At 60.9% G+C, this 23,602-nt stretch carries 18 protein-coding genes and 1 pseudogene; 2 read left to right on the top strand and 17 right to left on the bottom strand.

Annotated elements, in window-relative coordinates:
* Positions 1 to 168: 168 nt before the first annotated feature.
* The 15 genes from mdoH to hutC form a co-directional block, all read right to left on the bottom strand.
* Positions 169 to 2,739: a glucans biosynthesis glucosyltransferase MdoH gene (mdoH, locus tag ACQKP4_RS06295; protein ID WP_427631415.1), complete on the bottom strand. Its 2,571-nt coding sequence runs from the start codon at positions 2,737 to 2,739 to the stop codon at positions 169 to 171.
* Positions 2,732 to 4,555, bottom strand: a complete 1,824-nt coding sequence (locus ACQKP4_RS06290; protein WP_427631413.1) for a glucan biosynthesis protein — start codon at positions 4,553 to 4,555, stop codon at positions 2,732 to 2,734. The genes mdoH and ACQKP4_RS06290 overlap by 8 nt, the downstream gene beginning before the upstream one ends.
* Positions 4,556 to 4,831: 276 nt before the next feature.
* Positions 4,832 to 5,269 (bottom strand): D-aminoacyl-tRNA deacylase, encoded by a 438-nt coding sequence (gene dtd, locus ACQKP4_RS06285; RefSeq protein WP_427631411.1) that lies wholly within the window; start codon positions 5,267 to 5,269, stop codon positions 4,832 to 4,834.
* Positions 5,266 to 6,237 (bottom strand): prolyl aminopeptidase, encoded by a 972-nt coding sequence (gene pip / locus ACQKP4_RS06280; RefSeq protein ID WP_427631409.1) that lies wholly within the window; start codon positions 6,235 to 6,237, stop codon positions 5,266 to 5,268. The genes dtd and pip overlap by 4 nt, the downstream gene beginning before the upstream one ends.
* Positions 6,238 to 6,428: 191 nt before the next feature.
* Positions 6,429 to 7,232, bottom strand: a complete 804-nt coding sequence (hutG, locus tag ACQKP4_RS06275) for an N-formylglutamate deformylase (RefSeq protein ID WP_427631407.1) — start codon at positions 7,230 to 7,232, stop codon at positions 6,429 to 6,431.
* Positions 7,225 to 8,448, bottom strand: a complete 1,224-nt coding sequence (gene hutI, locus ACQKP4_RS06270) for an imidazolonepropionase (RefSeq protein WP_427631405.1) — start codon at positions 8,446 to 8,448, stop codon at positions 7,225 to 7,227. Before hutI ends, hutG begins: the two co-directional genes overlap by 8 nt.
* 100 nt (positions 8,449 to 8,548) lie before the next feature.
* A complete protein-coding gene (hutH, locus tag ACQKP4_RS06265) occupies positions 8,549 to 10,087 on the bottom strand; it encodes a histidine ammonia-lyase (RefSeq protein WP_427631403.1) in 1,539 nt (512 codons plus the stop codon).
* 111 nt (positions 10,088 to 10,198) lie between these two features.
* Complete coding sequence (hutH, locus tag ACQKP4_RS06260) at positions 10,199 to 11,722, bottom strand: histidine ammonia-lyase (protein ID WP_427631401.1); 1,524 nt, start codon at positions 11,720 to 11,722, stop codon at positions 10,199 to 10,201.
* Positions 11,723 to 11,888: 166 nt separating this feature from the next.
* Positions 11,889 to 12,719, bottom strand: a complete 831-nt coding sequence (locus ACQKP4_RS06255) for a quaternary amine ABC transporter ATP-binding protein (RefSeq protein WP_427631399.1) — start codon at positions 12,717 to 12,719, stop codon at positions 11,889 to 11,891.
* Entirely contained in the window at positions 12,716 to 13,567 is an 852-nt protein-coding gene (locus ACQKP4_RS06250; RefSeq protein WP_427631397.1) for an ABC transporter permease, read from the bottom strand. The genes ACQKP4_RS06255 and ACQKP4_RS06250 overlap by 4 nt, the downstream gene beginning before the upstream one ends.
* 70 nt (positions 13,568 to 13,637) lie before the next feature.
* Positions 13,638 to 14,606, bottom strand: coding sequence for an ABC transporter substrate-binding protein (locus tag ACQKP4_RS06245; protein WP_427631395.1), 969 nt, complete (start codon positions 14,604 to 14,606; stop codon positions 13,638 to 13,640).
* A gap of 69 nt (positions 14,607 to 14,675) precedes the next feature.
* A complete protein-coding gene (locus tag ACQKP4_RS06240) occupies positions 14,676 to 16,148 on the bottom strand; it encodes a purine-cytosine permease family protein (RefSeq protein WP_427631393.1) in 1,473 nt (490 codons plus the stop codon).
* 166 nt (positions 16,149 to 16,314) lie between these two features.
* The gene (gene hutU / locus ACQKP4_RS06235; protein ID WP_427631391.1) at positions 16,315 to 18,003 is read right to left on the bottom strand and encodes a urocanate hydratase; all 1,689 of its coding nucleotides are present in this window, start codon (positions 18,001 to 18,003) and stop codon (positions 16,315 to 16,317) included.
* 488 nt (positions 18,004 to 18,491) lie between these two features.
* The gene (locus tag ACQKP4_RS06230) at positions 18,492 to 19,061 is read right to left on the bottom strand and encodes a HutD/Ves family protein (protein ID WP_427631389.1); all 570 of its coding nucleotides are present in this window, start codon (positions 19,059 to 19,061) and stop codon (positions 18,492 to 18,494) included.
* Positions 19,062 to 19,071: 10 nt separating this feature from the next.
* Entirely contained in the window at positions 19,072 to 19,782 is a 711-nt protein-coding gene (gene hutC, locus ACQKP4_RS06225) for a histidine utilization repressor (protein ID WP_427631486.1), read from the bottom strand.
* A 146-nt stretch (positions 19,783 to 19,928) separates the two neighbouring features.
* Between hutC and ACQKP4_RS06220 the strand changes: the two genes are divergently transcribed.
* On the top strand, positions 19,929 to 21,293 hold the full coding sequence (locus ACQKP4_RS06220) for a formimidoylglutamate deiminase (RefSeq protein WP_427631387.1): 1,365 nt from the start codon (positions 19,929 to 19,931) through the stop codon (positions 21,291 to 21,293).
* A gap of 121 nt (positions 21,294 to 21,414) precedes the next feature.
* On the opposite strand, the gene ACQKP4_RS06215 is transcribed toward ACQKP4_RS06220, so the two are convergent.
* Together ACQKP4_RS06215 and ACQKP4_RS06210 are read right to left on the bottom strand one after the other, a co-directional pair.
* Positions 21,415 to 21,984, bottom strand: a complete 570-nt coding sequence (locus tag ACQKP4_RS06215; protein ID WP_427631386.1) for a lipocalin family protein — start codon at positions 21,982 to 21,984, stop codon at positions 21,415 to 21,417.
* A gap of 31 nt (positions 21,985 to 22,015) precedes the next feature.
* Positions 22,016 to 22,270 carry a hypothetical protein gene (locus ACQKP4_RS06210; protein WP_427631384.1) on the bottom strand — a complete coding sequence of 85 codons (255 nt, stop codon included), beginning with the start codon at positions 22,268 to 22,270 and terminating at the stop codon, positions 22,016 to 22,018.
* A 251-nt stretch (positions 22,271 to 22,521) separates the two neighbouring features.
* Between ACQKP4_RS06210 and ACQKP4_RS06205 the strand changes: the two are divergent.
* Positions 22,522 to 23,589: pseudogene (locus ACQKP4_RS06205) on the top strand (HAMP domain-containing protein); the annotation flags it as partial.
* Positions 23,590 to 23,602: the final 13 nt, after the last annotated feature.

Below are 23,602 nucleotides of genomic sequence, written 5' to 3'. Positions count from 1 at the left end.
GCGTGGTGTGGCGCGCAAACGGTGGTTTTCCATAGAAAACCAACAGATACGAACAAAAAGCTGTCCGGGCGCACCAATTCGGGGACGGATGCTAACGCACTCGCCGGTCAGCACAAGTGTTTGCAAACGATCAGGCAAAAAAAACCCCGCTTTCGCGGGGTTTCTTTGTTACGCCAACTGAGGCTGTGCGCTCAGCGGCTTGAGCGGCAGCAGCGGCGCGTGGGGATCGGCTTTCACCGATTTGCGCCAGGCTTCCAGCCACTCGGGATGGCCTTCGTTCCAGACCTGCTCATGCAAGCGCGCCAATGCCACCGGGTCGCTCAGCAGTTGCACACGTTCATTGTTGGTCAGCCCGTGAGGTCCGACTTTCAAGGCGTGACGAACACGCTCGACCCGCAGCCACTCGATCGGCTCGGCCTGCCCGTGACGGGATGTCGCCAGCGAACATGCCAAGGCGTTCTGCTGGGGATCGACCACCGAACGGATGAAACCGTCTTTCAACGCGTGATAGCGGTTTTCGTGGGTGTACTGGTCAGTGGCCAGCAGCGCCTGCGGCGGATTGTATTCCTCAGGAATCAGGAACAGGCTCTCGTCACGGGACTTCAGGCCCAGGCCAACACGGCTGGAGATCACCGACACCGGGATCGACAGCATCAACGAACCGACAATCGGCACCAGCCACCACAGGAAGCTCGGGTTCAGCCAGATCACCAGCAGGGCCCAGAAGAAGCCCAGCAAGGTTTGCGGCCCGTGGCGCTTGACCGCTTCGCTCCATGGCGTGGAGTCGTCGTCACGCTGCGGCGAGTTCCAGGTTGCAGCCCAGCCGAGGAACGCAGCGAGCACGAAACGGGTGTGGAAAATCATCCGCACTGGCGCCAGCAGCATGGAGAACAGCATCTCCAGCAGCATCGACAGCGTCACCTTGAACTTGCCACCGAACTCTTTCGCGCCCTTGGCCCAGATCAGGATGATGCTCAGCAGTTTCGGCAGGAACAGCAGCACGATGGTCGTCGAGAACAGTGCAACGGCTTTGTCCGGATGCCATTGCGGCCACAGCGGATACAGCTGTCGCGGCTCCATGAAGTACTGCGGCTCCATCAGCGTGTTGACCGCCAGCAGCGCCGTCGACAACACGAGGAAGAAGAACCACAGCGGCGCCGACAAGTACGACATCACGCCGGTCAGGAACACCGCGCGGTGCACCGGGTGCATGCCCTTGACCAGGAACAGGCGGAAGTTCATCAGGTTGCCGTGGCACCAGCGACGGTCACGCTTGAGTTCGTCCAGCAGGTTCGGTGGCAATTCTTCGTAGCTGCCCGGCAAATCGTAGGCAATCCACACGCCCCAGCCGGCACGGCGCATCAGCGCGGCTTCAACGAAGTCGTGGGACAGGATCGCACCGGCAAACGCGCCTTTACCGGGCAACGGCGCCAGGGCGCAGTGCTCGATGAACGGCTTCATGCGGATGATCGCGTTGTGGCCCCAGTAGTGGGATTCGCCCAACTGCCAGAAGTGCAGGCCGGCGGTGAACAGCGGCCCGTATACGCGGGTCGCAAATTGCTGCATGCGCGCATATAACGTGTCCATGCCCGAGGCACGCGGCGCGGTCTGGATGATCCCGGCGTCCGGCGTGGCCTCCATCAGGCGTACCAGACTGGTCAGGCATTCGCCGCTCATCACGGAGTCCGCGTCGAGCACGACCATGTACTTGTAGTCACCGCCCCAGCGACGGCAGAAGTCGTCGAGGTTGCCGCTTTTGCGTTTTACACGACGGCGACGACGGCGATAGAAGATCTTGCCGAAGCCTTTGGCTTCGCGACAGACGTCCAGCCAGGCTTGCTGCTCGGCTACACAGATGTCGGCTTCGTTACTGTCGCTGAGGACGAAGAAGTCGAAGCGATCCAGGTCACCCGTGGCCGCGACCGACTCGAAGGTCGCCCGCAGACCGGCAAATACACGTGGCACGTCTTCGTTGCAGATCGGCATCACCAATGCGGTGCGTGCCTCCTTGGCAATCGGCTCGTTGCCCGCGCTTTTACCGGAAATGCGGTATTTATCGTGACCGGTGAGCAATTCGAGGAAGCCCATCAGCGCGGTCCAGAAACCAGCCGAGACCCAGCAAAACAGAATCCCGAACAGAATCAGGATGCTGGTTTGCAGCGCATACGGCAGCACTTGCGTGGCGGTTTGCAGCAACGGTTGATGCAGCACTTCGTTGAGGTCGACGAACGACCAGCCCTGGTACGGCATGATGCCTTTCATGTACCAGCCGGCAACGATGGTCTGGCCGAGCATCAGCACCAGCAGGATGTAGCGACGGATCGAACCCACGGTGCGCCAGCGGGCCGCCGGCAACACGCGTTCATCCTTCGGCGGGGCCGGCGGATTGGTGCGACCGGTGAGACGACGCCAGCCACGCACCAGAATGTTGGTGCGCCACGGCTCCGGCACGACTTTGGTCCGACGGATCGGCGGCGTCGCCTTGAGGACGACCCGGCCACTGGCGTCGACCCCCAGCATTTCCGCGTCTGCCAGCTCTTCAGCCGAGTTCAGGATCAGGCGCTTGCCCACCGAGGCTTGTGCAGCCTCGGCCGGCGCGTCAAACGTCGAGGACGACAGACGCTGGTGCAGTTCGCTGAAGGACTGGCAGCCCGCGAGTTCCGCGCGCTGCTCGTCGGTCATCGGTAAATGCGCCAGATACTCGGAAAGCGTTTCTGGCTGTACTTGAGAATTACTCATCGGCAGGCAACTGGTAGCTCCAGGTCTCGGTCAGGACTTCTTCAGTCGGTGCCGATTCCGGTGTGGCTGGGGCCGCGTCCGCAGCGGCTGGCTGCTTGGCGTCTTTGTTGTCCTTGGCTTTGGTGTCGGCTGCCGGCTTCGCATCGGCCTGGTTGGCTTCGGCTTGCTTGGCGTCCTTGGCTTCCTTGTCAGCCTTCTCTTGTTGCTTGGCGGCAACCTTGTCGGCTTTGGCCACGGAAGAATTGGACGCCGGGATCGACGTCTTGGCGAGGTCGGCCGGCACGATGTTCTGCACCAGGGCCGCGCGCATCTCGGTAGCCTTGCCCGGATCCTTGATCTTCATGCGCAGCGTCAGGCGCCAGCCCTTGGTCTCAGGGTTGTAACGCACGCTGTTCTCGACCAGTTCGGCGTTGTCGCCGACGCTGACCTGGCTGCGAACGTCGGTGTCCGGCGCCAAGGCCGCCAGGGACGGGCCTTCGAAGTCGACCAGATAAGCAACGCTGCCGTCCGGCTGACGGATCAGGTTGGACTGTTTCACGTCACCGGTGGAGCGCAGGGTCTGGCTGACCCAGGCACTGTCCGGCGCATGCAGCGCGGCTTCGTCGATGGTCCAGTGCATGCGGTATGCAACGTCCAGCGGCTGGCCAGGCTCAGGCAGTTTTTCCGGGCTCCAGAACGCAACGATGTTGTCGTTGGTTTCGTCGGCGGTCGGAATTTCCACCAGGTCTACAGAACCCTTGCCCCAATCGCCTTTTGGCTCGATCCAGGCACTTGGGCGCTTGTCGTAGCGGTCGTCGAGGTCTTCGTAGTGGCTGAAGTCACGACCCCGTTGCAGCAAACCGAAACCGCGCGGGTTGTCGATCGAGAAGTTGCTCACCGACAGGTGTTTCGGGTTGTTCAACGGACGCCAGATCCACTCGCCGTTGCCGGCATGGATCGACAGACCGCTGGAGTCGTGCAGTTCGCGACGGTAGTTCAGCACTTTCGACGGCTGGTTGGCGCCGAACAGGTACATGCTGGTCAGCGGCGCAATGCCAAGCTTGGCGACTTTGTCACGCAGGTACATCTGGGCCTTGACGTCGACAACCGTGTCGCTGCCCGGACGCAGGATAAAACGGTACGCGCCGGTCGCCCGTGGCGAGTCCAGCAGCGCGAAGATCACCAGGTGCTTGTCGCCCGGTTTCGGCTGTTGAATCCAGAACTCGGTGAAACGCGGGAATTCTTCGCCGGATGGCAATGCGGTATCGATGGCCATGCCGCGAGCGGACAAGCCATAGGTGTGACCCTTGCCGACAACGCGGAAATAGCTCGCGCCCAGCATGGTCATGATTTCGTCTTGCTTGTCGGCCTTGTTGATCGGGTACAGCACACGGAAACCGGCATAACCCAGTTGTTCGGTGGCTTTGGGATCGAACTGCACATCGCCGAAATCGAAACGACTTGGGTCGTATTTGATCTCTTCGACGGTGTTAGCCGTGATTTCGTTGATTTTCACCGGCGTATCGAAGTGCATGCCCTGGTGATAGAACGAGAGTTTGAACGGGGTTTTCTGATCGGCCCATTCGGCTTTTTCGGTGCGGAAACGAATCTTCTGATAGTCCGCGAATTTCATTTCGCGGAATTCGTTCGGCAGGTTACTGCGCGGGGCTTGGTATTTTTGCCCGGCCAGCTCTTTTGCCTTGGCCGATACGTCATCCAGATTGAATGCCCAAAGCTGGCCGGCGCCGAGCAGGCAAAGCAGTGCAGAGCCCGCTACCAGTGCGCTTCGTAACCGTTTGGCAGACAATTTTGGTGCATTACAGGGACTAACAATCACGAGCAACCCTCGCCGAAAACAGATCAATAAACCAACGGCCAGCTATCTATATGCCAGGTTGGCGAGCATTGTTCCGACTCCCATGGGGCAAAATGATTCCCCAACAGGCCTCGGACAAATCTCTACATAAGTCAAAACGGACCAACGAACGCTGATCCCCGTAGCGCGCGATTATCTAGCAGGCCGCGTTACAACGCATCATGCGCAACAAAGTATTTATCGCGTAAAGCCCCTGTTTTCCGTCGAAAAGCCCTTGAAAAGATGTTTCAAGCGCTTTCAGGCCTGTAACAGGAAGGTGACCGGGCCGTCGTTGACCAGATACACCTGCATATCCGCGCCGAATCTACCTGATGCCACAGTGCCATGCACTTGTTTCGCCTTGCCTAATAGATAGTCGAAAAGTTCCTCGCCCAGGGCCGGAGGGGCCGCGGTCGAAAAACTCGGGCGCAACCCGCTTTTAGTGTCAGCGGCGAGGGTGAACTGCGAGACCAGCAGCAACCCACCGCCTACGTCCGCCAGGGACAGGTTCATCTTGCCCTCAGCGTCGCTGAATACCCGATAGTTAAGCAGCTTATGGAGAAGTTTGTCGGCGCTTGCACGCGTGTCTTGCGGCTCGACCGCCACCAGCACCAGCAAACCCTGATCGACGGCACCGACCACCTCCCCCGCCACCTCCACTCGCGCGCCACGCACGCGTTGCAGCAAACCCTTCATGCTTCTTCAGGCGGCAGGTCGAGCAGACGGCGCGCCATCTGGCCGGCGGCTCGCACCAGCGCATCGGTGATGCCCGGTTCAGACGCCGCGTGACCCGCGTCACGGATGACCTGCAGTTCGCTGTTCGGCCAGTTCTGGTGCAATTCCCAGGCGTTGTCCAACGGGCAGATCACGTCGTAGCGACCGTGCACGATCACGCCGGGCAGATGGGCGATCTTGCCCATGTCGCGAATCAACTGGTTGGGCTCAAGGAACGCGTTGTTGGTGAAGTAGTGGCATTCGATGCGGGCAATCGACAAAGCGCGCTGCGGCTCGGAGAAACGATCGACCACCAGCGGGTTCGGACGCAGGGTCGCGGTCCGGCCTTCCCAGGTCGACCAGGCCTTGGCCGCGTGCATCTGGGCGATCTGATCGCTGCCGATCAGGCGTTTGTGGAAGGCGTTGAGCAAGTCGTGGCGTTCGTCGAGCGGGATCGGCGCGAGGTAATCCTGCCAGTAATCGGGGAACAGACGGCTGGCGCCAGCCTGGTAGAACCATTCGATTTCCTGCGGACGGCACAGAAATATCCCGCGCAGGATCAGACCGTGCACCCGCTCCGGATGGGTTTGCGCGTAGGCCAGCGCCAGGGTCGAACCCCAGGAACCGCCGAACAGCACCCATTTTTCGATGTTCAGGTGTTTGCGGATTCGCTCCAGGTCGGCGACCAGATCCCAGGTGGTGTTGTTTTCAAGGCTGGCGTGGGGGGTGGAGCGACCGCAACCGCGCTGGTCGAAGGTGACGATGCGGTACAGGTTCGGATCAAAAAACCGCCGACTCTGTGCATCGCACCCGGCGCCGGGGCCGCCGTGGATGAACACCACCGGCAAACCTTCTGGCGAACCGCTTTCGTCGACGTACAGGGTATGGGTTTCATCGACGGCCAGATCGTGCCGGGCGTAGGGTTTGATCTGCGGGTACAAAGTCTGCATTGCGCGCTCCGTAAGGGGTCGAGGTCATCCCTGGGGGGACTTCTGTTATTCAGCCGTCCGGCATCATAAACCCGATTTACGTCAATGAGCATGTCCCGTGCAGCGTCATGATTTTTCCGTCAAATAACCGACCGGCATTTCACGCAAACCTGTGGGAGCGGGCTTGCTCCCACAGGGTTATGGGTCGGGGGTTAGCGTTTGTAGTGGTTTTCGCCCCAGGCCAGCAGGCCTTGCAGCAGTTCCTTGAGCACCACTTGCGTCGGCCCGGCCAGGTCCGGGCGATAGCGGAACGGCTCGAACTCTTCCATGTACGTGCCTTGGCCCAATTCCAGTTGCACGGCGTGGATGTCTTGCGCCGGGTTGCCGTAATGGCGAGTGATGTGGCCGCCCTTGAAACGGCCGTTCAGCACATGGCTGTAATCGGTGTGTTTCGCGCAGATCGCTTCCAGTTGAGTGGCCAACTGCGGGTCGCAACTGGCGCCGTTGAAAGTGCCAAGGTTGAAGTCCGGGAGTTTGCCGTCGAACAGGTGCGGGATGATCGAGCGGATCGAGTGCGCATCGAACAGCAACGCGTAGCCAAACTCGGCTTTGAGGCGCGCCAATTCGTTTTGCAGCGTGCTGTGATACGGCGTCCAGACCTGCTCCAGGTAAGTTGCGCGCTCAGCCGCCGACGGTTCCATGCCTTCGCGGAACAAGGGAATGCCGTCGAACAGCGTCGCCGGGTACAGGCCGGTGGTGGCGCCGACATACAACGGTTTGTCGTCGGACGGTCGATTCAGGTCGATGACGAATCGCGAATACTCGGCGGCCAACGTGCTGGCGCCGAGTTCGGCGGCGAATTCGTAAAGCTGCGGGATGTGCCAGTCGGTGTCCGGCAGGCTGCGCGCATCAGGGATCAACCCGGCTTCAACGGCCGTGGTCAGGCGCAGGCCGGCGTGCGGCATGCTGATCAGCAGCGGCACGCGACCTTGTTTGAAGTTCAGAACCTTATCCACAACTGCTCTCCTGCAGGCTTGTCTCGACGCCGTGACGCACGACGCGTTTTTCCAGATCACCGCCCAGCCAGTACGACAGGTCGGCGGGACGATCAATTTGCCAGGCGACGAAATCCGCAACCTTGCCGGCTTCCAGCGAGCCATGGGTGTCGGCCATGCCCAGTGCGGTGGCGGCATGAATCGTCGCACCGGCCAGCGCTTCTTCCGGGGTCATGCGGAAACAGGTGCACGCCATGTTCAACATCAGGCGCAGCGACAGCGCCGGCGAGGTGCCGGGGTTGAGGTCGCTGGCGATGGCGATTTTCACCCCGTGTTTGCGCAGGGCGTCCATCGGCGGCAGCTGGGTTTCGCGCAGGAAGTAGAACGCGCCCGGCAGCAATACCGCGACGGTGCCGGACTTGGCCATGGCGATGGCGTCGTCTTCGGTCATGAACTCCAGATGATCGGCCGACAGTGCGTGATAACGCGCGGCCAGGCTCGAACCGTGGAGGGACGACAATTGTTCGGCGTGCAGCTTCACCGGCAGGCCAAGTGCCTGTGCGGTGATGAACACGCGCTCGACCTGCGCCGGCGAGAACGCCAGGTATTCGCAGAACGCATCGACCGCATCGACCAAGCCCTCGGCGGCCAGCGCCGGCAGCATCTCGGCGCAAATGTGCTCGATATAGTCATCGGCGCGATCCGCGTATTCCGGCGGCAACGCATGCGCGGCCAGGCAGGTGCTGCGCACGCTGACCGGCAGTTCGGCGCCGAGACGCCGGATCACCCGCAGGATCTTGCGTTCGCTGGCGAGGTCGAGGCCGTAACCGGACTTCATTTCGACCGTGGTCACGCCGTCGCGCATCAGGCTTTTCAGGCGTTTGGCGGCGCTGGCGAACAGCTCGTCTTCGGTCGCTGCGCGGGTGGCGCGCACCGTGCTGGCGATGCCGCCACCGGCCGCGGCGATTTCCGCATAGCTGACGCCTTGCAGGCGCTGTTCGAATTCACCGCTGCGGTTACCGCCGAACACCGTGTGGGTGTGGCAGTCGATCAGGCCCGGGGTCACCCAGGCTCCTTGCAAATCGTTGACGGCCGGGTATTCACCCGCCGGCAGTTGATGGCGCGGGCCCACCCACTCAATGAGCGCACCGGACGTCACGATGGCCGCATCCTCGATGATCGAGTAGACGCCTTGCGCCATGGTTGCGACGTGGCAGTGTTGCCAGAGAGTTTTCATCCCGAGTTCCTCGTCTTGTTCAAAATCGATTCGCGAGCAAGCCCGCTCCCACAGGGGTAACGCCTTCAACTGTGGGAGCGAGCTGCTCGCGAAGGGGTCATCACAGGCTCGGCAGCAACTTCGCCGACACCAGTTCATTCAGGCAACGCGTCGCCAACAACTCGGTCGCCGCATTGATGTCCGGTGCAAAGAAGCGGTCTTTCTCATAAAACGGCACTTCCTTACGCAGAATCGCCCGCGCCTTCTCCAGTTTTGCCGAGGTCTTCAGGCCTTCGCGCAAATCCAGGCCCTGGCATGCCGCCAGCCACTCAACCGCCAATACACCGCGGGTGTTTTCGGCCATTTCCCACAGGCGTTTGCCCGCCGCCGGTGCCATCGAAACGTGGTCTTCCTGGTTCGCCGAAGTCGGCAGGCTGTCCACCGAATGCGGATGGGACAGCGCCTTGTTTTCGCTGGCCAGTGCCGCCGCAGTGACCTGGGCGATCATGAAACCGGAGTTCACGCCGCCATTTGCTACCAGGAACGGCGGCAGTTGCGACATGTGCTTGTCCATCATCAGCGAGATGCGGCGCTCGCTCAGCGAACCGATTTCGGCGATGGCCAGCGCCATGTTGTCGGCGGCCATCGCGACAGGTTCGGCGTGGAAGTTACCGCCGGAAATAACGTCGCCTTCAGCCGCGAACACCAGCGGGTTATCGGAAACGGCGTTGGCTTCGACCGCCAGCACTTCGGCCGCCTGGCGGAATTGCGTCAGGCACGCGCCCATGACTTGCGGCTGGCAGCGCAGCGAGTACGGGTCCTGGACCTTTTCGCAGTTCTGGTGCGAATCGGACACTTCACTGCGCTCGCCCAGCAAATCCCGGTAAGCGGCGGCAGCGTCGATCTGGCCTTTCTGACCGCGAGCGGCGTGGATGCGAGCGTCGAACGGCGAGCGCGAGCCCAGTACCGCTTCGACGGTCAGGGCGCCCAGCGCCACTGCGCCGGCGAACAGGTCTTCGCCTTCGAACAGACCACGCAGCGCATACGCGGTAGACACTTGCGTGCCGTTAAGCAGCGCCAGGCCTTCTTTCGCAGCCAGGGTCAGCGGGGTCAGGCCGGCGACTTTCAGCGCTTCGGTCGCTTCCAGCCATTCGCCTTTGTAGCGCGCCTTGCCCTCGCCCAGCAGCACCAGCGACATGTGCGCCAACGGCGCCAGGTCACCGGACGCACCGACCGAACCTTTCAACGGAATATGCGGATAAACCTCGGCGTTGATCAGCGCGATCAGCGCGTCGATGACCACGCGGCGAATGCCGGAGAAACCACGGCTCAGGCTGTTGACCTTGAGCACCATGACCAAACGGACCAACGCGTCGCTGATCGGCTCGCCGACACCGGCGGCGTGGGACAACACCAGCGAACGCTGGAGATTTTCCAGGTCTTCGCTGGCGATGCGGGTCGAGGCCAGCAGGCCGAAACCGGTGTTGATGCCATACGCGGTGCGGTTCTCGGCGAGGATCTGTTCCACGCAGGCGACGCTGGCTTCGATCTGGGCCGAGGCACTGTTGTCGAGCGTGAGCTTGACCGGTTGCTGATAGATATCACGCAGTTGGGCAAGGCTCAGTTGGCCGGGAATAAGGTTAAGCGCAGTCACATTCATTCTCCTTTTGAGAGTTTTGTATTAACTACCAGACGCTCCGGAGATGTCCGTTGTCCGTCGCGTCTCGCCTTTTGGGAGAGCCGCGCCTTGGCACGCTGGCGGTATGGAAAATCAGTTCAGGTTCGGTAAAGCGTTTTGCAGCACATTCGGGTCTTTCAACACGCCGGCAACGGCGGCGATGTCCGGCGCCAGCCAGCGGTCCTGATCGTACGGCGGAACGCGCCGGCGCAGCAGACGCCAGGCGACATCGGTGCCCGCGCCGAAGCGCTGTTCTGACAGGAATTCAAATGCCTGGGCCGCCAGCAGGTACTCGATCGCAAGGATCTGTGTGCAGTTTTCCAGGGCGCGGTGCAGCTTCAGCGCGGCGTTGGTGCCCAGGCTCAAATGGTCCTCCTGCAAGCCCGAGGTGACGTAATTGTCGAGCACGGCCGGTTGCGCCAACTGGCGGTTTTCGGCACACAGGGATGCGGCGACATATTGCACGATCATCATCCCGGAGTTCACCCCCGGATTGGCCACCAGAAACGCCGGCAGACCGCTGACGTGCGGGTTGATCAAACGGTCCAGACGACGCTCGGCAATCGAGCCGATTTCGGCCATGGCGATGGCTAGCAAATCCGCAGCCAACGCGACCGACTGACCATGGGGATTGGCTTGAGACATGACGCGGAAGTTGTCCGGCGTGCCCAGCAGCAACGGGTTATCGGTGCAGCCGTTGAGTTCGGTTTCGATCTGTCGGGTGGCGTGCTCAAGCTGATCGCGAGCGGCGCCGTGGACTTGCGGGATCGACCGGATGCTCAGCGCATCCTGGGTGCGCAGGCCTTTGCTCGAAGCGATCACTTCACTGCCATCGAGCAACGCCCGCAAGTTGCCGCCGACCTGCTGCATGCCGGGGTGGGGTTTGAGCGCGATGATCTCGGCATCGAACGCGGCGATCTGGCCGCGCTGCGCTTCGAAGCTCATGGCGCCGATCACATCGGCCCATTGCAGCAGGCGCGTGGCGTCGGCGAGCGCCAGGCAACCGAGGCCAGTCATGCACGGCGTGCCGTTGACCAGGCACAAACCGTCCTTGGCGCCGAGTTGCACCGGTTGCAAGCGCTCTTCAGCCAGCGCTTGCTGCGCCGAGACAACTCGCCCGCGATAACTGACCAGGCCAACACCCAACAGCGCGATGCCGATGTGGGCCATGTGCGTCAGGTAACCGACCGAGCCCTGAGACGGCACTTGCGGGGTAATCCCGCGATTGAGCAGCGCCAGCAGTGCTTGCACAACCTGGCGGTGAATGCCGGATTTGCCCTGGCTGTAATTGAGGATCGCCGCGCACATGATCGCGCGCGTTTGTTCGTCGGCCAGTGGTGCGCCGACGCCACAGGCGTGGCTGAGCACGGTGTTGCGCGACAGTTGGCTGAGTTGTTGGTCTTTGAGCGAGACGTTGCACAAGGCGCCGAGGCCAGTGTTGACGCCATAGGCGCGTTCGCCGCTGGCGACGATGCGCTGGACGATGGCCTGGGCATTGTCGATACGTGCCCAGGCCTCGGGCGACAGTTCAAGCTGTGCACCGTGACGGGCAACCGCGACCACATCCTGCCAACGCAGCAGGGTGTTGGCGATAACGATTTTTTCAGCCTGGGACATCGTTGACCTCGTGCGTACAACTTGAATATTGATGCAGCTTTACTGGCCCCTTCGCGGGCAAGCCCGCTCCCACAGTGGATCTCCGGTGCTCACAACATCCTTGTGGGAGCGGGCTTGCTCGCGAAGGCGTTCCGACGAAGGGGCCGGCCCAGCCGCCACATATTTCTCAGACCACCGCCGCCCGCCGCTGTACGAACCGGTCGACATACTCATCCGCCGGCGAATGCAAAATCTCTCGCGGCGTGCCGACCTGAATCAGTCGCCCGTCCTTGAGGATCGCAATCCGGTTACCAATGCGCACCGCCTCGTCGAGGTCGTGGGTGATGAAGACGATGGTCTTGCGCAGGGCCTTTTGCAGCTCCAGCAACTGGTCCTGCATCTCGGCGCGGATCAGCGGGTCGAGCGCACTGAACGCTTCGTCCATCAGGATGACATCGGTGTCCGCCGCCAAGGCGCGGGCCAGCCCTACACGCTGGCGCATGCCGCCCGAAAGTTGATGCGGGTATTTGTTTTCGTAGCCTTTGAGGCCCACGGCGTTGATCCAGTGCAGCGCGCGTTCGGAACACAGTTGCTTGCTCTCGCCGCGCACTTTCAAGCCATAGGCAACGTTGTCGATCACGCTCTTGTGCGGCAGCAGGCCGAAGCTCTGGAACACCATGCTGATCTTGTGCCGACGGAATTGGCGCAGGGCTTCCATGTCGTATTGCAGGATGTCCACGCCGTCCACCAGGATCGCGCCGCTGGTGGGGTCGATCAGGCGATTGAAGTGACGCACCAGCGTTGATTTGCCGGAGCCCGACAGGCCCATGATCACGAAGATTTCGCCAGTGGCGATGCTCAGCGACAAGTCGTTCACACCGACCACGCAGCCGGTTTCGGCCAGCACCTGATCCTTGGTTTTGCCCTGGCCGATCATCGCCAGCGCCTCCTTGGAACGATTGCCGAAAATCTTGAAGACGTTTTTCACTTCGATCTTGCTGACGGCTGCGTTGCTCATTTGCTCACCTCGTGGCGCGGACGACCGTACGCCTGAGTAATGCGGTCAATGACCACGGCCAGAATCACAATCGCCAGGCCGGCTTCGAGCCCACGGCCGACGTTGAGGGTCTGAATCCCCACCAACACGTCTTCGCCCAGGCCACGGGCACCGATCATCGAGGCAATAACCACCATCGACAGCGCCATCATCGTGGTCTGGTTGATCCCGGCCATGATGCTTGGCAATGCCAGCGGCAGTTGCACGCCAAACAGTTGCTGCCAGCGGTTGGCCCCGAAGGCGTTGATCGCTTCCATCACTTCGCCGTCGACCTGGCGAATGCCCAGGTCGGTCAGCCGAATAAGCGGTGGCACGGCGTAGATCACGGTGGCGAAAATCGCCGGGACCTTGCCCAGGCCGAACAGCATCAACACCGGGATCAGGTACACGAAACTCGGCATGGTTTGCATGATGTCGAGCAACGGCATCAGCACTGAACGCAAGCGATTGCTGCGCGCCGAAAGAATGCCCAGCGGGATGCCAATCATCACCGAAATGACCGTCGCCACCATCATCAGCGCGAGCGTCTGCATCAGCTTGTCCCAGAGGCCGACCGCCCCCACCAGGAACAGCAGACCGACAATCACGACGGTGGTCACGATTTTGCGGGTGGCGTGCCAGGCAACGCCGGCGACAATGGCCAGCATCAGCCACCACGGCGCCGCCCGCAGCAGCCCCTCAAGATTGACGATGGCCCACAACAGGGTGTCGGAGATGTGCCGGAACACGTCGCCGTAGTTGGTGACCAGCGAATCAACCCAACCGTTGACCCAGTCGGCGATGGAAAAGGTGAAGCTTTCGGGGAACATAAAAGGCTCTCAATCAAGGGGTTGAGATCAAGCGTGCGACTGCCATCGCCGGCAGTCGCAGAGGCTCGACCTACAAGGCCGCGTCGATTTTCCTGGCTGCGTCTTCGCTCACCCACGCGTGCCAGACTTCAGGATGTTCCTTCAAGAAGATCTTCGCCAGTTTTGGCGACTCGATACGCTCTTTGGTCATGCGCCCCAGGTTCTGGTTGAGAATGTCGATCGGCAGGTTGACCTTTTCCAGCACGGCCACCAGTTCCGGAGCTTCGTCGTAGAAGGGCCTGGACAGGCCGACCTTGATGGTCACGCTTCTGTCGACACCGGGCTTCTCTTCAAGTTTGACCAGGTCCACCTGGCCCAGCAGCGGGGTTGGCGACCAGTAGTAGAACAGGATCGGCTCGCCACGCTTGTAGCTCGACAGCACCGCCGCATCCAGCGCCGGGCCGGTGCCCGGACGGAAGTTGGTGTAGGTGCTTTCCAGGCCATAGCTCTTCAGCATTTCGCTGTTTTCCAGTTCACAGGTCCAGCCGGCCGGGCAGTTATAGAAACGACCCTTGGACGGCTCTTCCTGATCCTTGAACACCGCAGAGTAGTTGGCCAGGTCGGCAATGCTCTTCAGGTCCGGCGCTTTCGGTTCCAGCTTGCGCTTGGCGTCGCCTTCGATGACGTAGCGCGGCACGTACCAGCCTTCGACCGCGCCCACCACCGGAGAACCGACGCCAACGACCTTGCCGGCCTTCTCGGCCTTGTTCCAGACTTCGCTGCGGCCGACCCACTCTTCGGCAAACACTTGAATGTCGTTACTGCTCAGGGCGTTTTCCATGGTGATCGAGTTACCCGGCAGGCTGTCGGTCTTGCAGTCGTAGCCCTTCTCCAACACCACTTGCAGCACGTCGGTCAGCAACATGCCGCTTTCCCAGTTGAGACCGGCGAATTTCACCGGCTTGCCCGACTCGCACCAGCCGGCTGCCTGAGCGGCACCGGCACTGGCCAGCAGGCCCACGCAAAGCAATGCGGTCAGCAGGGTCTTGTTGGACTTCATTGGAGTGACGCTCCTAATCAAGAATTGGCTTACGGCAGTCTAGAAGCATCCAGCCCGGTCGAGATCCAGTCAGACCTGCGCCGCAGAGCGACTGGCCCCGCTTTTTTCAGGCTGTGCAGCGCTGTTTTGTTCGACCGGCAGAATCAGGTGATCGGGCACCGTACCGTGCCATTTTTTTGCGCACACGTAATACAGCGCTGCGGGAAGCACCAGACCGATGATCCAGGAAATATCCACATCGCCCAGCGCTGCCACCATCGGACCGGTATAGAACTTGGAGGAGATGAACGGCAACTGCACCAGCACACCGAACACATAGACACTGATACCCAGCAGGTTCCAACGGCCGTAGCGCCCGTTCGGATCGGCCAGCGCCGGCACGTCGTAACGCTCGCGGGTGATGCAGTAGTAGTCCACCAGGTTGATCGCGCTCCAAGGCGTAAAGAACGCCAGCAAGAACAGGATGAACGACTTGAACGCACCGAGGAACGAGTGCTGACCGAGTAAAGCCATCAGGGTCGCAGCACCGACGATGACCAGCACGAAGACCAGACGCTGCAAGCGCGTGACCTTCAGCTCACCACGGAAACCGCTGATGATGGTCGCGATGCACATGAAGCTGCCATAGGAGTTCAGCGTGGAGATGGTGACCTTGCCGAACGCAATGCTGAAGTACAGCAGCGCAGCGGTGGCACCGGTGCCGCCCAGCCCGACGATGTAGGCGACTTCGTGGCCAGCGAACTGACCATTGGCCGAGGCGGCGGCAAACACACCGAGGATCATCGCCACTTGTGCGCCAATCACCGAACCGGCGCCAGCGGCGAGAAAGGTTTTCACCGAAGAAGTCTTGCTCGGCAGGTAACGCGAATAGTCAGCCACGTAAGGGCCGAAGGCGATCTGCCAGGACGCCGCGAGCGACACCGCAAGCAGGAAGCTGCTCCAGCTGAAGTGGCGGATGTCCAGCAGCGCGCCAACGTCGGTCTGGCTCATCAAACGGCTGAACAGGTAAACGAAGGCGATCACACCAATGACACTGGCAACACGGCCGATCCAATGGATCACCCGATAGCCAAGCACCGTGACCAACACGATGACGCTGGCAAAAATGAGAATACCGACACTGTCGCTGACACCAAACAACTGGCCCAGCGCCTGGCCGGAAAGCACGGTGCCCGTGGCGGTGAAACCGAGGTACATCAAACACACCAGCACGATCGGGATGGCCGCGCCATACACGCCGAACTGGACCCGGCTGGAGATCATCTGCGGCAGGCCAAGCTTGGGCCCTTGCGCCGCATGCAACGCCATCACACCGCCGCCGAGCAGTTGCCCGATCAACAGACCGATCAACGACCAGAACTCATCGCCGCCCAGCACCACGGCCAGGGCCCCGGTGACAATCGCGGTGATTTGCAGGTTGGCACCCATCCACAGGGTGAACTGGCTCAACAGACGACCGTGTCTTTCCGCTTCCGGGATGTAGTCGATCGAACGCCTTTCGATCAACGGTTTATTGCTTGCACGATCATTGTTAACAGCCATGATTCAACCTCTGTGGATTGTTTTAATTGTTCACTGAGTTTCTGTAGAGCTGCTTTTCTGTGGGAGCGAGTTTGCTCGCGAAAGCGCTGGATCAGCCAACACAGGTGTGCTGAGTGTGCCGGCCGCTTCGCGAGCAAGCTCGCTTCCCCATCAAGCAATCGGGTTTTTACTTACCGGTAATCATCGGCAGGTTCAAACCCTGCTCCTTGGCACAGTCGATGGCGATCTGGTAACCGGCATCGGCGTGACGCATGACACCGGTCGCCGGGTCGTTGTGCAGCACGCGAGCGATACGCTCGGCCGCTTCGTCAGTACCGTCGCAGACAATTACCATGCCCGAGTGCTGGGAGAAGCCCATGCCTACGCCGCCGCCGTGGTGCAGCGAAACCCAGGTCGCGCCGCTCGCGGTGTTCAACAGCGCGTTGAGCAGTGGCCAGTCGGAGACAGCATCGGAACCGTCCTGCATCGATTCGGTTTCGCGGTTCGGGCTCGATACGGAACCGGAGTCCAGGTGGTCGCGACCGATCACGATCGGCGCAGACAGCTCACCGCTACGGACCATTTCGTTGAACGCCAGGCCCAGCTTGGCGCGCAGGCCCAGGCCAACCCAGCAGATACGCGCCGGCAGACCCTGGAAGCTGATGCGCTCGCGCGCCATGTCCAGCCAGTTGTGCAGGTGGGCGTCGTCCGGGATCAGTTCTTTGACCTTGGCGTCGGTTTTGTAGATGTCTTCAGCGTTGCCCGACAGCGCAGCCCAACGGAATGGACCGATGCCACGGCAGAACAGCGGACGGATGTAAGCCGGTACGAAACCCGGGAAGTCGAAGGCATTTTCCACGCCTTCTTCTTGCGCCATCTGACGGATGTTGTTGCCGTAGTCGAAAGTCGGGATGCCCATTTTCTGGAAATCCAGCATCGCCTTGACGTGCACGGCCATCGATTGCTTGGCGGCCTTGACCACGACAGCAGGCTCGGTCTTGGCGCGAGCGCGGTATTCGTCCCAGGTCCAGCCGGCCGGCAGGTAACCGTTGAGCGGGTCGTGGGCGCTGGTCTGGTCGGTGACCATGTCCGGGCGCACGCCGCGCTTGACCAGTTCCGGCAGGATTTCCGCCGCGTTGCCCAGCAGCGCGATAGAGATCGCCTTGCCTTCCTTGGTGTACTTGGCGATGCGGGCGAGTGCGTCGTCGAGGTCTTTGGCTTGCTCGTCGACATAACGGCTGTTCAGGCGGAAATCGATGCTGACCTGCTGGCATTCGATGTTCAGCGAGCACGCGCCGGCCAACGTTGCGGCCAGAGGCTGGGCGCCGCCCATGCCGCCCAGACCGGCGGTCAGGACCCAACGACCTTTCAGGTCATCGTTGTAGTGTTGGCGACCGGCTTCGACGAAGGTTTCGTAGGTGCCTTGAACGATGCCCTGGCTGCCGATGTAGATCCAGCTGCCGGCGGTCATCTGGCCGTACATGGCCAGGCCTTTGGCGTCGAGTTCGTTGAAGTGTTCCCAGCTCGCCCAGTGCGGGACGAGGTTGGAGTTGGCGATCAGCACGCGCGGTGCATTGGTGTGGGTCTTGAACACGCCGACCGGCTTGCCGGATTGCACCAGCAGGGTCTCGTCGTCGTTCAGGTTGGTCAGGCTTTCGACGATCTTGTCGTAGCATTCCCAGTTACGCGCCGCACGACCGATACCACCGTAAACCACCAGTTCCTTAGGGTTCTCGGCGACTTCCGGGTCGAGGTTGTTCATCAGCATGCGCAGCGGTGCTTCGGTCAGCCAGCTCTTGGCGGTCAGCGTGTTACCGCGTGCGGCACGGATTTCAACGTCACGGTACTTGGTAGGTTTCTGGGTATTGTCAGTCACGAAAAAGACTCCTCAGCGATCAATTCAAACCAACCCTGGCAGTGGGCAAGCCAGCCTGTGCGCGTCTATGCACTACAAGCGAATCAGTGGACGTTGCGAGGAGTCTCGGTCGACTCATACGCATACGTCTTTACTTGTACATACAAGCATATGCAATCAAGCGGCCAACTTGGGGGATGAGGATTCAAGAAAAGTGTTTGAACGGCTGGAACGCCCGTAGCTCAAGGGTTGCGACAGAGATGAATTTTTCAGGGGGCTTTTGCGGGGAGTGTGCTGGCTGTTACTTAAGTGTGGTTTTGCGCCACGATGGGGCGTTCGGTAACAAAGTGGTGCGCGCTGGGGAACAGGGAGGGGGCTGTTTGTGGCGAGGGGGCTTGCCCCCGATGGGTGGCGTAGCCGCCCTCCCGATGTTGCATTAGATTTGCGGCTGCTGCGCAGCCGAACGGGGGCAAGCCCCCTCGCCACATTAGATCAGGGGAGGTGTTGGGTTAGTGCGCAGTCAGTTCAATCACGCAGCATGGGCCGTTGACGGAGACTTCCAGCAGCCCGGTGTTACCGTCCAGTTGCAGGCAATCATGGCGACCCAGTTGCGAGACGCTGTCACCGGCATTTACTTCCAATGCGTCGGCGATGCTGAACACCAGCACCGTGCCCGCCGAGCTGAAGAACCGCTGCTCACCGTCCAGCCACTGCAACCGCGCGCTGTACTGCTTTGGCGCGTAAATCAGGTTGAAATCGCGAATCGGACCACCGAGCAGGGTGCAGGTCACATGGCTCTCGCCGCTGAATGCAAACGGCTGCAGCGGTAACAGCGGATGCGTGTCCTGGCCGTCCACCTGCAAGGTCATCCCGTCGCCTTGAAGCACGGTGATCACTCGCTCATAGCCAGAGAACGTCGAGAAGCCACCCGACTCGCCAATATCGGCAATCGACAGGCGCCAGCCGAAACCATCGAGACCCGTTCCCGCATCACGGGTGATTTCTTCCGTGCTGCCGCCGCCGTTTTTCCACGGCATGCGTGGGTAATCAACGGCGCGTAAAACCTTCAACTCATTCATTTATGACTCTCTACTTATGAAACCGACCTTCCAGACGATGACGCGAACCGGGGTGGATCAAACGGGCGGCGGTCACTGGCTGACGGCCGGACCAGGTGCGGCGACGAATCAGCAGGCACGGCTCGCCCTTTTCTATCTGCAGCAATTCGCATTCGGTGTCCTCGGCCAGAATCGCCTCGACCACGTGCTCGCCTTCGGTCAGCGGCGCGACCTGGTTCAGGTAGGCGTAGGGCGTTTGCAGGGTGAAGTCCTGCTTGAGGTATTCGGGTGCCACCAGCGCGTTGACGAACCGGTCTTCGATTTGCACCGGGATGTCATTTTCGAAATGCACGATCAGCGAGTGGAAAACCTTCTGGCCTTCGCGCATGTCCAGCGCCACCGCGCGCTCGGAACCGGCAGCCTCTTCTTCAAGGGTGATCACTTTGCAGGTGTGGCGATGACCGCGAGAGGCGATTTCATCGGCGATGTTGTGCACTTCAAATAGCGCGGACTGGCTTTTTGGCTCGGCGACGAACGTGCCGACGCCTTGCATGCGCACCAGCAGACCGTCGGCGGTCATCTCGCGCAGGGCGCGGTTGATGGTCATGCGGCTGAAACCGAGCTGGCTGACCAGCTCGCTTTCCGACGGAACGCGGTAGTGCGGCGGCCAGTTTCCACTGTCGATTTGCTGGGTAATCATTTGTTTGACGCGAGCGTACAAAGGCGCCGGACTGTCGCCCATGTTCGCGGCCAACGGTGACACTGCAGGCGGAGTCGGCACGGTTAATCCTTGTTCGTTTGGAAGAGGTCGCTAGCTTGCCGGAGTTTACCGAGCAGGCAAACGTCTGTATATGTATATACAAATAACACACGATGGGGTGCTGAACCATGTCCGCCTTCTTTGCCGAACGCACGCTGCTGCCTAGTGGATGGGCCAACAATGTACGTCTTGAGGTCAGCGCCGACGGCGTATTGACCCATATCCAGGCCGATTCTCACGCAGAAGGGGCCGAACGGCTAAGCGGTCCGCTGCTGCCTGGCATGCCGAATTTGCACTCCCACGCGTTCCAGCGGGCGATGGCCGGGCTGGCGGAAGTGGCGGGCAATCCGAATGACAGTTTCTGGACCTGGCGCGATTTGATGTATCGCCTCGTCGGAAAAATCAGCCCGGATCAACTCGGCGTAATCGCCCGTCAGCTGTACATCGAAATGCTCAAGGCCGGTTACACCTCGGTCGCGGAATTTCATTACGTGCACCACGACACCACCGGCCAGCCCTACGCAGATCCCGCTGAACTGGCGCTGCGCATCAGCCAGGCGGCGAGTTCCGCCGGTATCGGCCTGACCCTGCTGCCGGTGCTCTACAGCCATTCCGGTTTCGGCGGCCAGACCCCGAACGACGGTCAGCGGCGCTTTATCAACAGCACCGAAAACTACCTCAAACTTCAGTCGCGCTTGCAACCGATCCTGGCGCAGCAGCCGGCGCAATCGCTGGGCTTGTGCTTTCACTCGCTGCGCGCGGTCACCCCGCAGCAGATCAGCGAAGTGCTGGCCGCCAGCGACAAGCAATGCCCGGTGCACATCCACATCGCCGAACAACAGAAAGAAGTCGATGACTGCCTCAGTTGGAGCGGTCGACGTCCGCTGCAATGGCTGTACGAAACCACCGAAGTTGATCAGCGCTGGTGCCTGGTCCACGCGACCCACGCCAATCCGGAAGAAGTCACGCTGATGGCCAAGAGTCGCGCCATCGCCGGTTTGTGCCTGACCACCGAAGCCAACCTCGGCGACGGGATTTTCCCGGCGGTGGATTTCCTCGCCCAGGGCGGGCGCATGGGCATCGGTTCCGACAGCCACGTGTCGCTGAGCGTGGTGGAAGAGTTGCGCTGGCTGGAATACGGCCAGCGGCTGCGCGATCAACGGCGTAATCGTTTGTATGGCGCGGATCAGCCGATGGTCGGCCGCACGCTGTACGACGCCGCGCTGGACGGTGGCGCCGAGGCGTTGGGCCAGCCGATTGGTGCGCTGGAAGTTGGCAAGCGCGCGGATTGGCTGGTGCTCGACGGCAACGATCCGTACCTGGCGACCGCCAGTGGTGACGGGATTTTGAATCGCTGGCTGTTTGCTGGCGGTGATCGCCAGGTGCGCGATGTGCTGGTCAATGGCCAGTGGGTGGTGCGCGATGGGCGGCACGCCGCTGAAGAGGAAAGCAACCGGGCGTTCACCCAAGTCCTGCGCGATCTCCTGGGCTGACAGCAAAATCAAACTGTGGGAGCGGGCTTGCTCGCGAAAGCGCTTGTTCATTCAACATTGATGTTGATTGACACGACGCCTTCGCGAGCAAGCCCGCTCCCACATTGGGTCTTCGGTGACTTTAGTTCGAGGTCTTGGCCATCTGCGTATCCGACGCACGCCAGATCAACCGCGTGGTGTCGTAACCCTGCTGACGCGCCTTGCTCAGCAGTTCTTCACGCACCACACCGTTGACAGTCGGGGTCCGCGACAGCAGCCACAGGTACTTGCGGCTCGGGTCGCCGACGATGGCGGTCTTGTAGTCATCGCTGACGTACAGCACCCAGTATTGCCCCTTCGCCACACCCGGAATCACACGGGAAAACCAGGTATCGAACTCGACCCACAACTTGTCGGTCTTGCCCGGCACCTGCGGATACGCCGTACCTTTTGCCTCCTCCCATTGCCAGTCCGCCGTCAGGCAGCGATTCAGCACGATCACATCACCGTCAGGCTTGAGCGTGTAATGGGCTTCGGATTGCGCACAGTTGCGCTGAAAATACATCGGCAGTCGCGCCAACTCATACCAGGTCCCTTGGTACTTCTTGAGGTTGACGCTGTTGACGGTTTTCGGCGCCAACGGATCTTCGCCAGAAGTGGCGCAGCCAGCCAATACCAGGCCAGCAAAAAGCAGGATCAATAAACGCTTCATTGTTTTTCTCCCGTGGGCGCGTAGCCCCGGTTTACTTCAGGCCTTGGCCGGAAAACATCAGCACTTTGTCACCGGCGTACTGCACGCTGATAAAGCTGTTTTTGTCGCCCCAGGTGCAACTGGACATGCCGAGCGCGCCCGAGCAATCAGCAGGTTTACCGAGCAAGGTCTCAACCTCGGCCTTGGGCATGCCGGTCGACAACTTCGAGTAGTTTTCCTGATTGACCTTGCTGCACGCGACCAGCAGCACGCAGAACGACAACAAGGCGATAGATCGCAGCGACATGGTGTAACTCCTGGAGCGAAGGGGGGTTGGCATGGCTGCCAAGCAGAAGCTTAGAAGAGAAAACCCCCATCTGGTTCCCCGACGCCGCGCCTATTTATCAGGCCGCTCGTCTGCCTTTTCTCAATAAATCAGGCACTTTGTCGCGCCGTTGAGTATTTCGTCGGTTTTTGCAAAAGGCGCCTAATCTTTGGCGCTGGCCAGTCGACATAAATGCAGCGCAAAGCCCTTCACTGTGGCAGATTGACGCCCCCATGCTGACCAGACCCTCCGCGGTAGTGCACTTAATGACCAGAAACATGAAATTCAGCCACAAGATTCTGCTGGCCGCGGCCCTCGTGGTCGTCGTTGCATTCGCCTGCTTTATCGTGTTCAACGACTACCGCCAGCGCCAGACCCTGCGCAGCAGTACCGAGTCCTCGATGCAGGAACTCGGCAGCCTGACCACCAGCAACATCCAGACCTGGCTGGAAAGCCGCATGCAATTGCTGCAATCGCTGTCCCAGCAGATTGCCGTGGACGGCAGCGCTCAGGCCAGCCTCAAACGCGCCATCGACTTGCCGGCCTACACCAGTAATTTCCAGTTGAGCTACTTCGGCGGCACCGACGGCGTGATGTTCTCGGTCCCGGCCGGCAACCGCGCCGCCGATTACGACCCGCGCGCCCGTGGCTGGTACAAGGCGGCCAACAGCGCGCAGCAGACCATCGTCACCGAACCGTACATCGCCGCCTCGTCCGGCAAATTGGTGATCACCGTTGCCACCCCGGTGAAATACCAGAACCAGATGATCGGCGTCGCCGGCGCCGACATTGATCTATCGAGCGTCAGCGCGATCATCAACTCGCTGAACTTCGGTGGCCACGGCCATGCGTTCATCGTCAGCGCCGACGGCAAGATCCTGATCCACCCAGACAGCAAACTCGTGCTCAAAAGCCTCGCCGACGCCTACCCGAACGGCGCGCCGAACATCAGCCCGGGCATGAAAGAGGTCGAGCTCGACGGCAAGAAGCAATTCATCTCCTTCACCCACGTCAACGGCGTGCCGTCGGCGGACTGGTACGTCGCGCTGGTGCTGGACCAGGACACCGCGTTCTCGATGCTCAGCGAATTCCGCACCTCGGCGATCATTGCCATGGTCATCGCCGTGGTGATCATCATCGCCTTGCTCGGCATGCTGATCAGCTTCCTGATGCAGCCTCTGCTGACCATGGGCCGCGCCATGCATGATATCGCCGAAGGCGAAGGTGACCTGACCAAACGCCTGACCATTCACGGTCAGGACGAATTCGGCGCACTGGGCACCTCGTTCAACCGTTTCGTGGAACGTATTCACA

Source organism: Pseudomonas sp. NPDC086278 (genome assembly GCF_050280905.1).
GTDB lineage: Bacteria > Pseudomonadota > Gammaproteobacteria > Pseudomonadales > Pseudomonadaceae > Aquipseudomonas.
The sequence above is the reverse complement of the archived record's forward strand: the minus strand, read 5'-3'. Positions and strand labels throughout refer to the sequence as shown.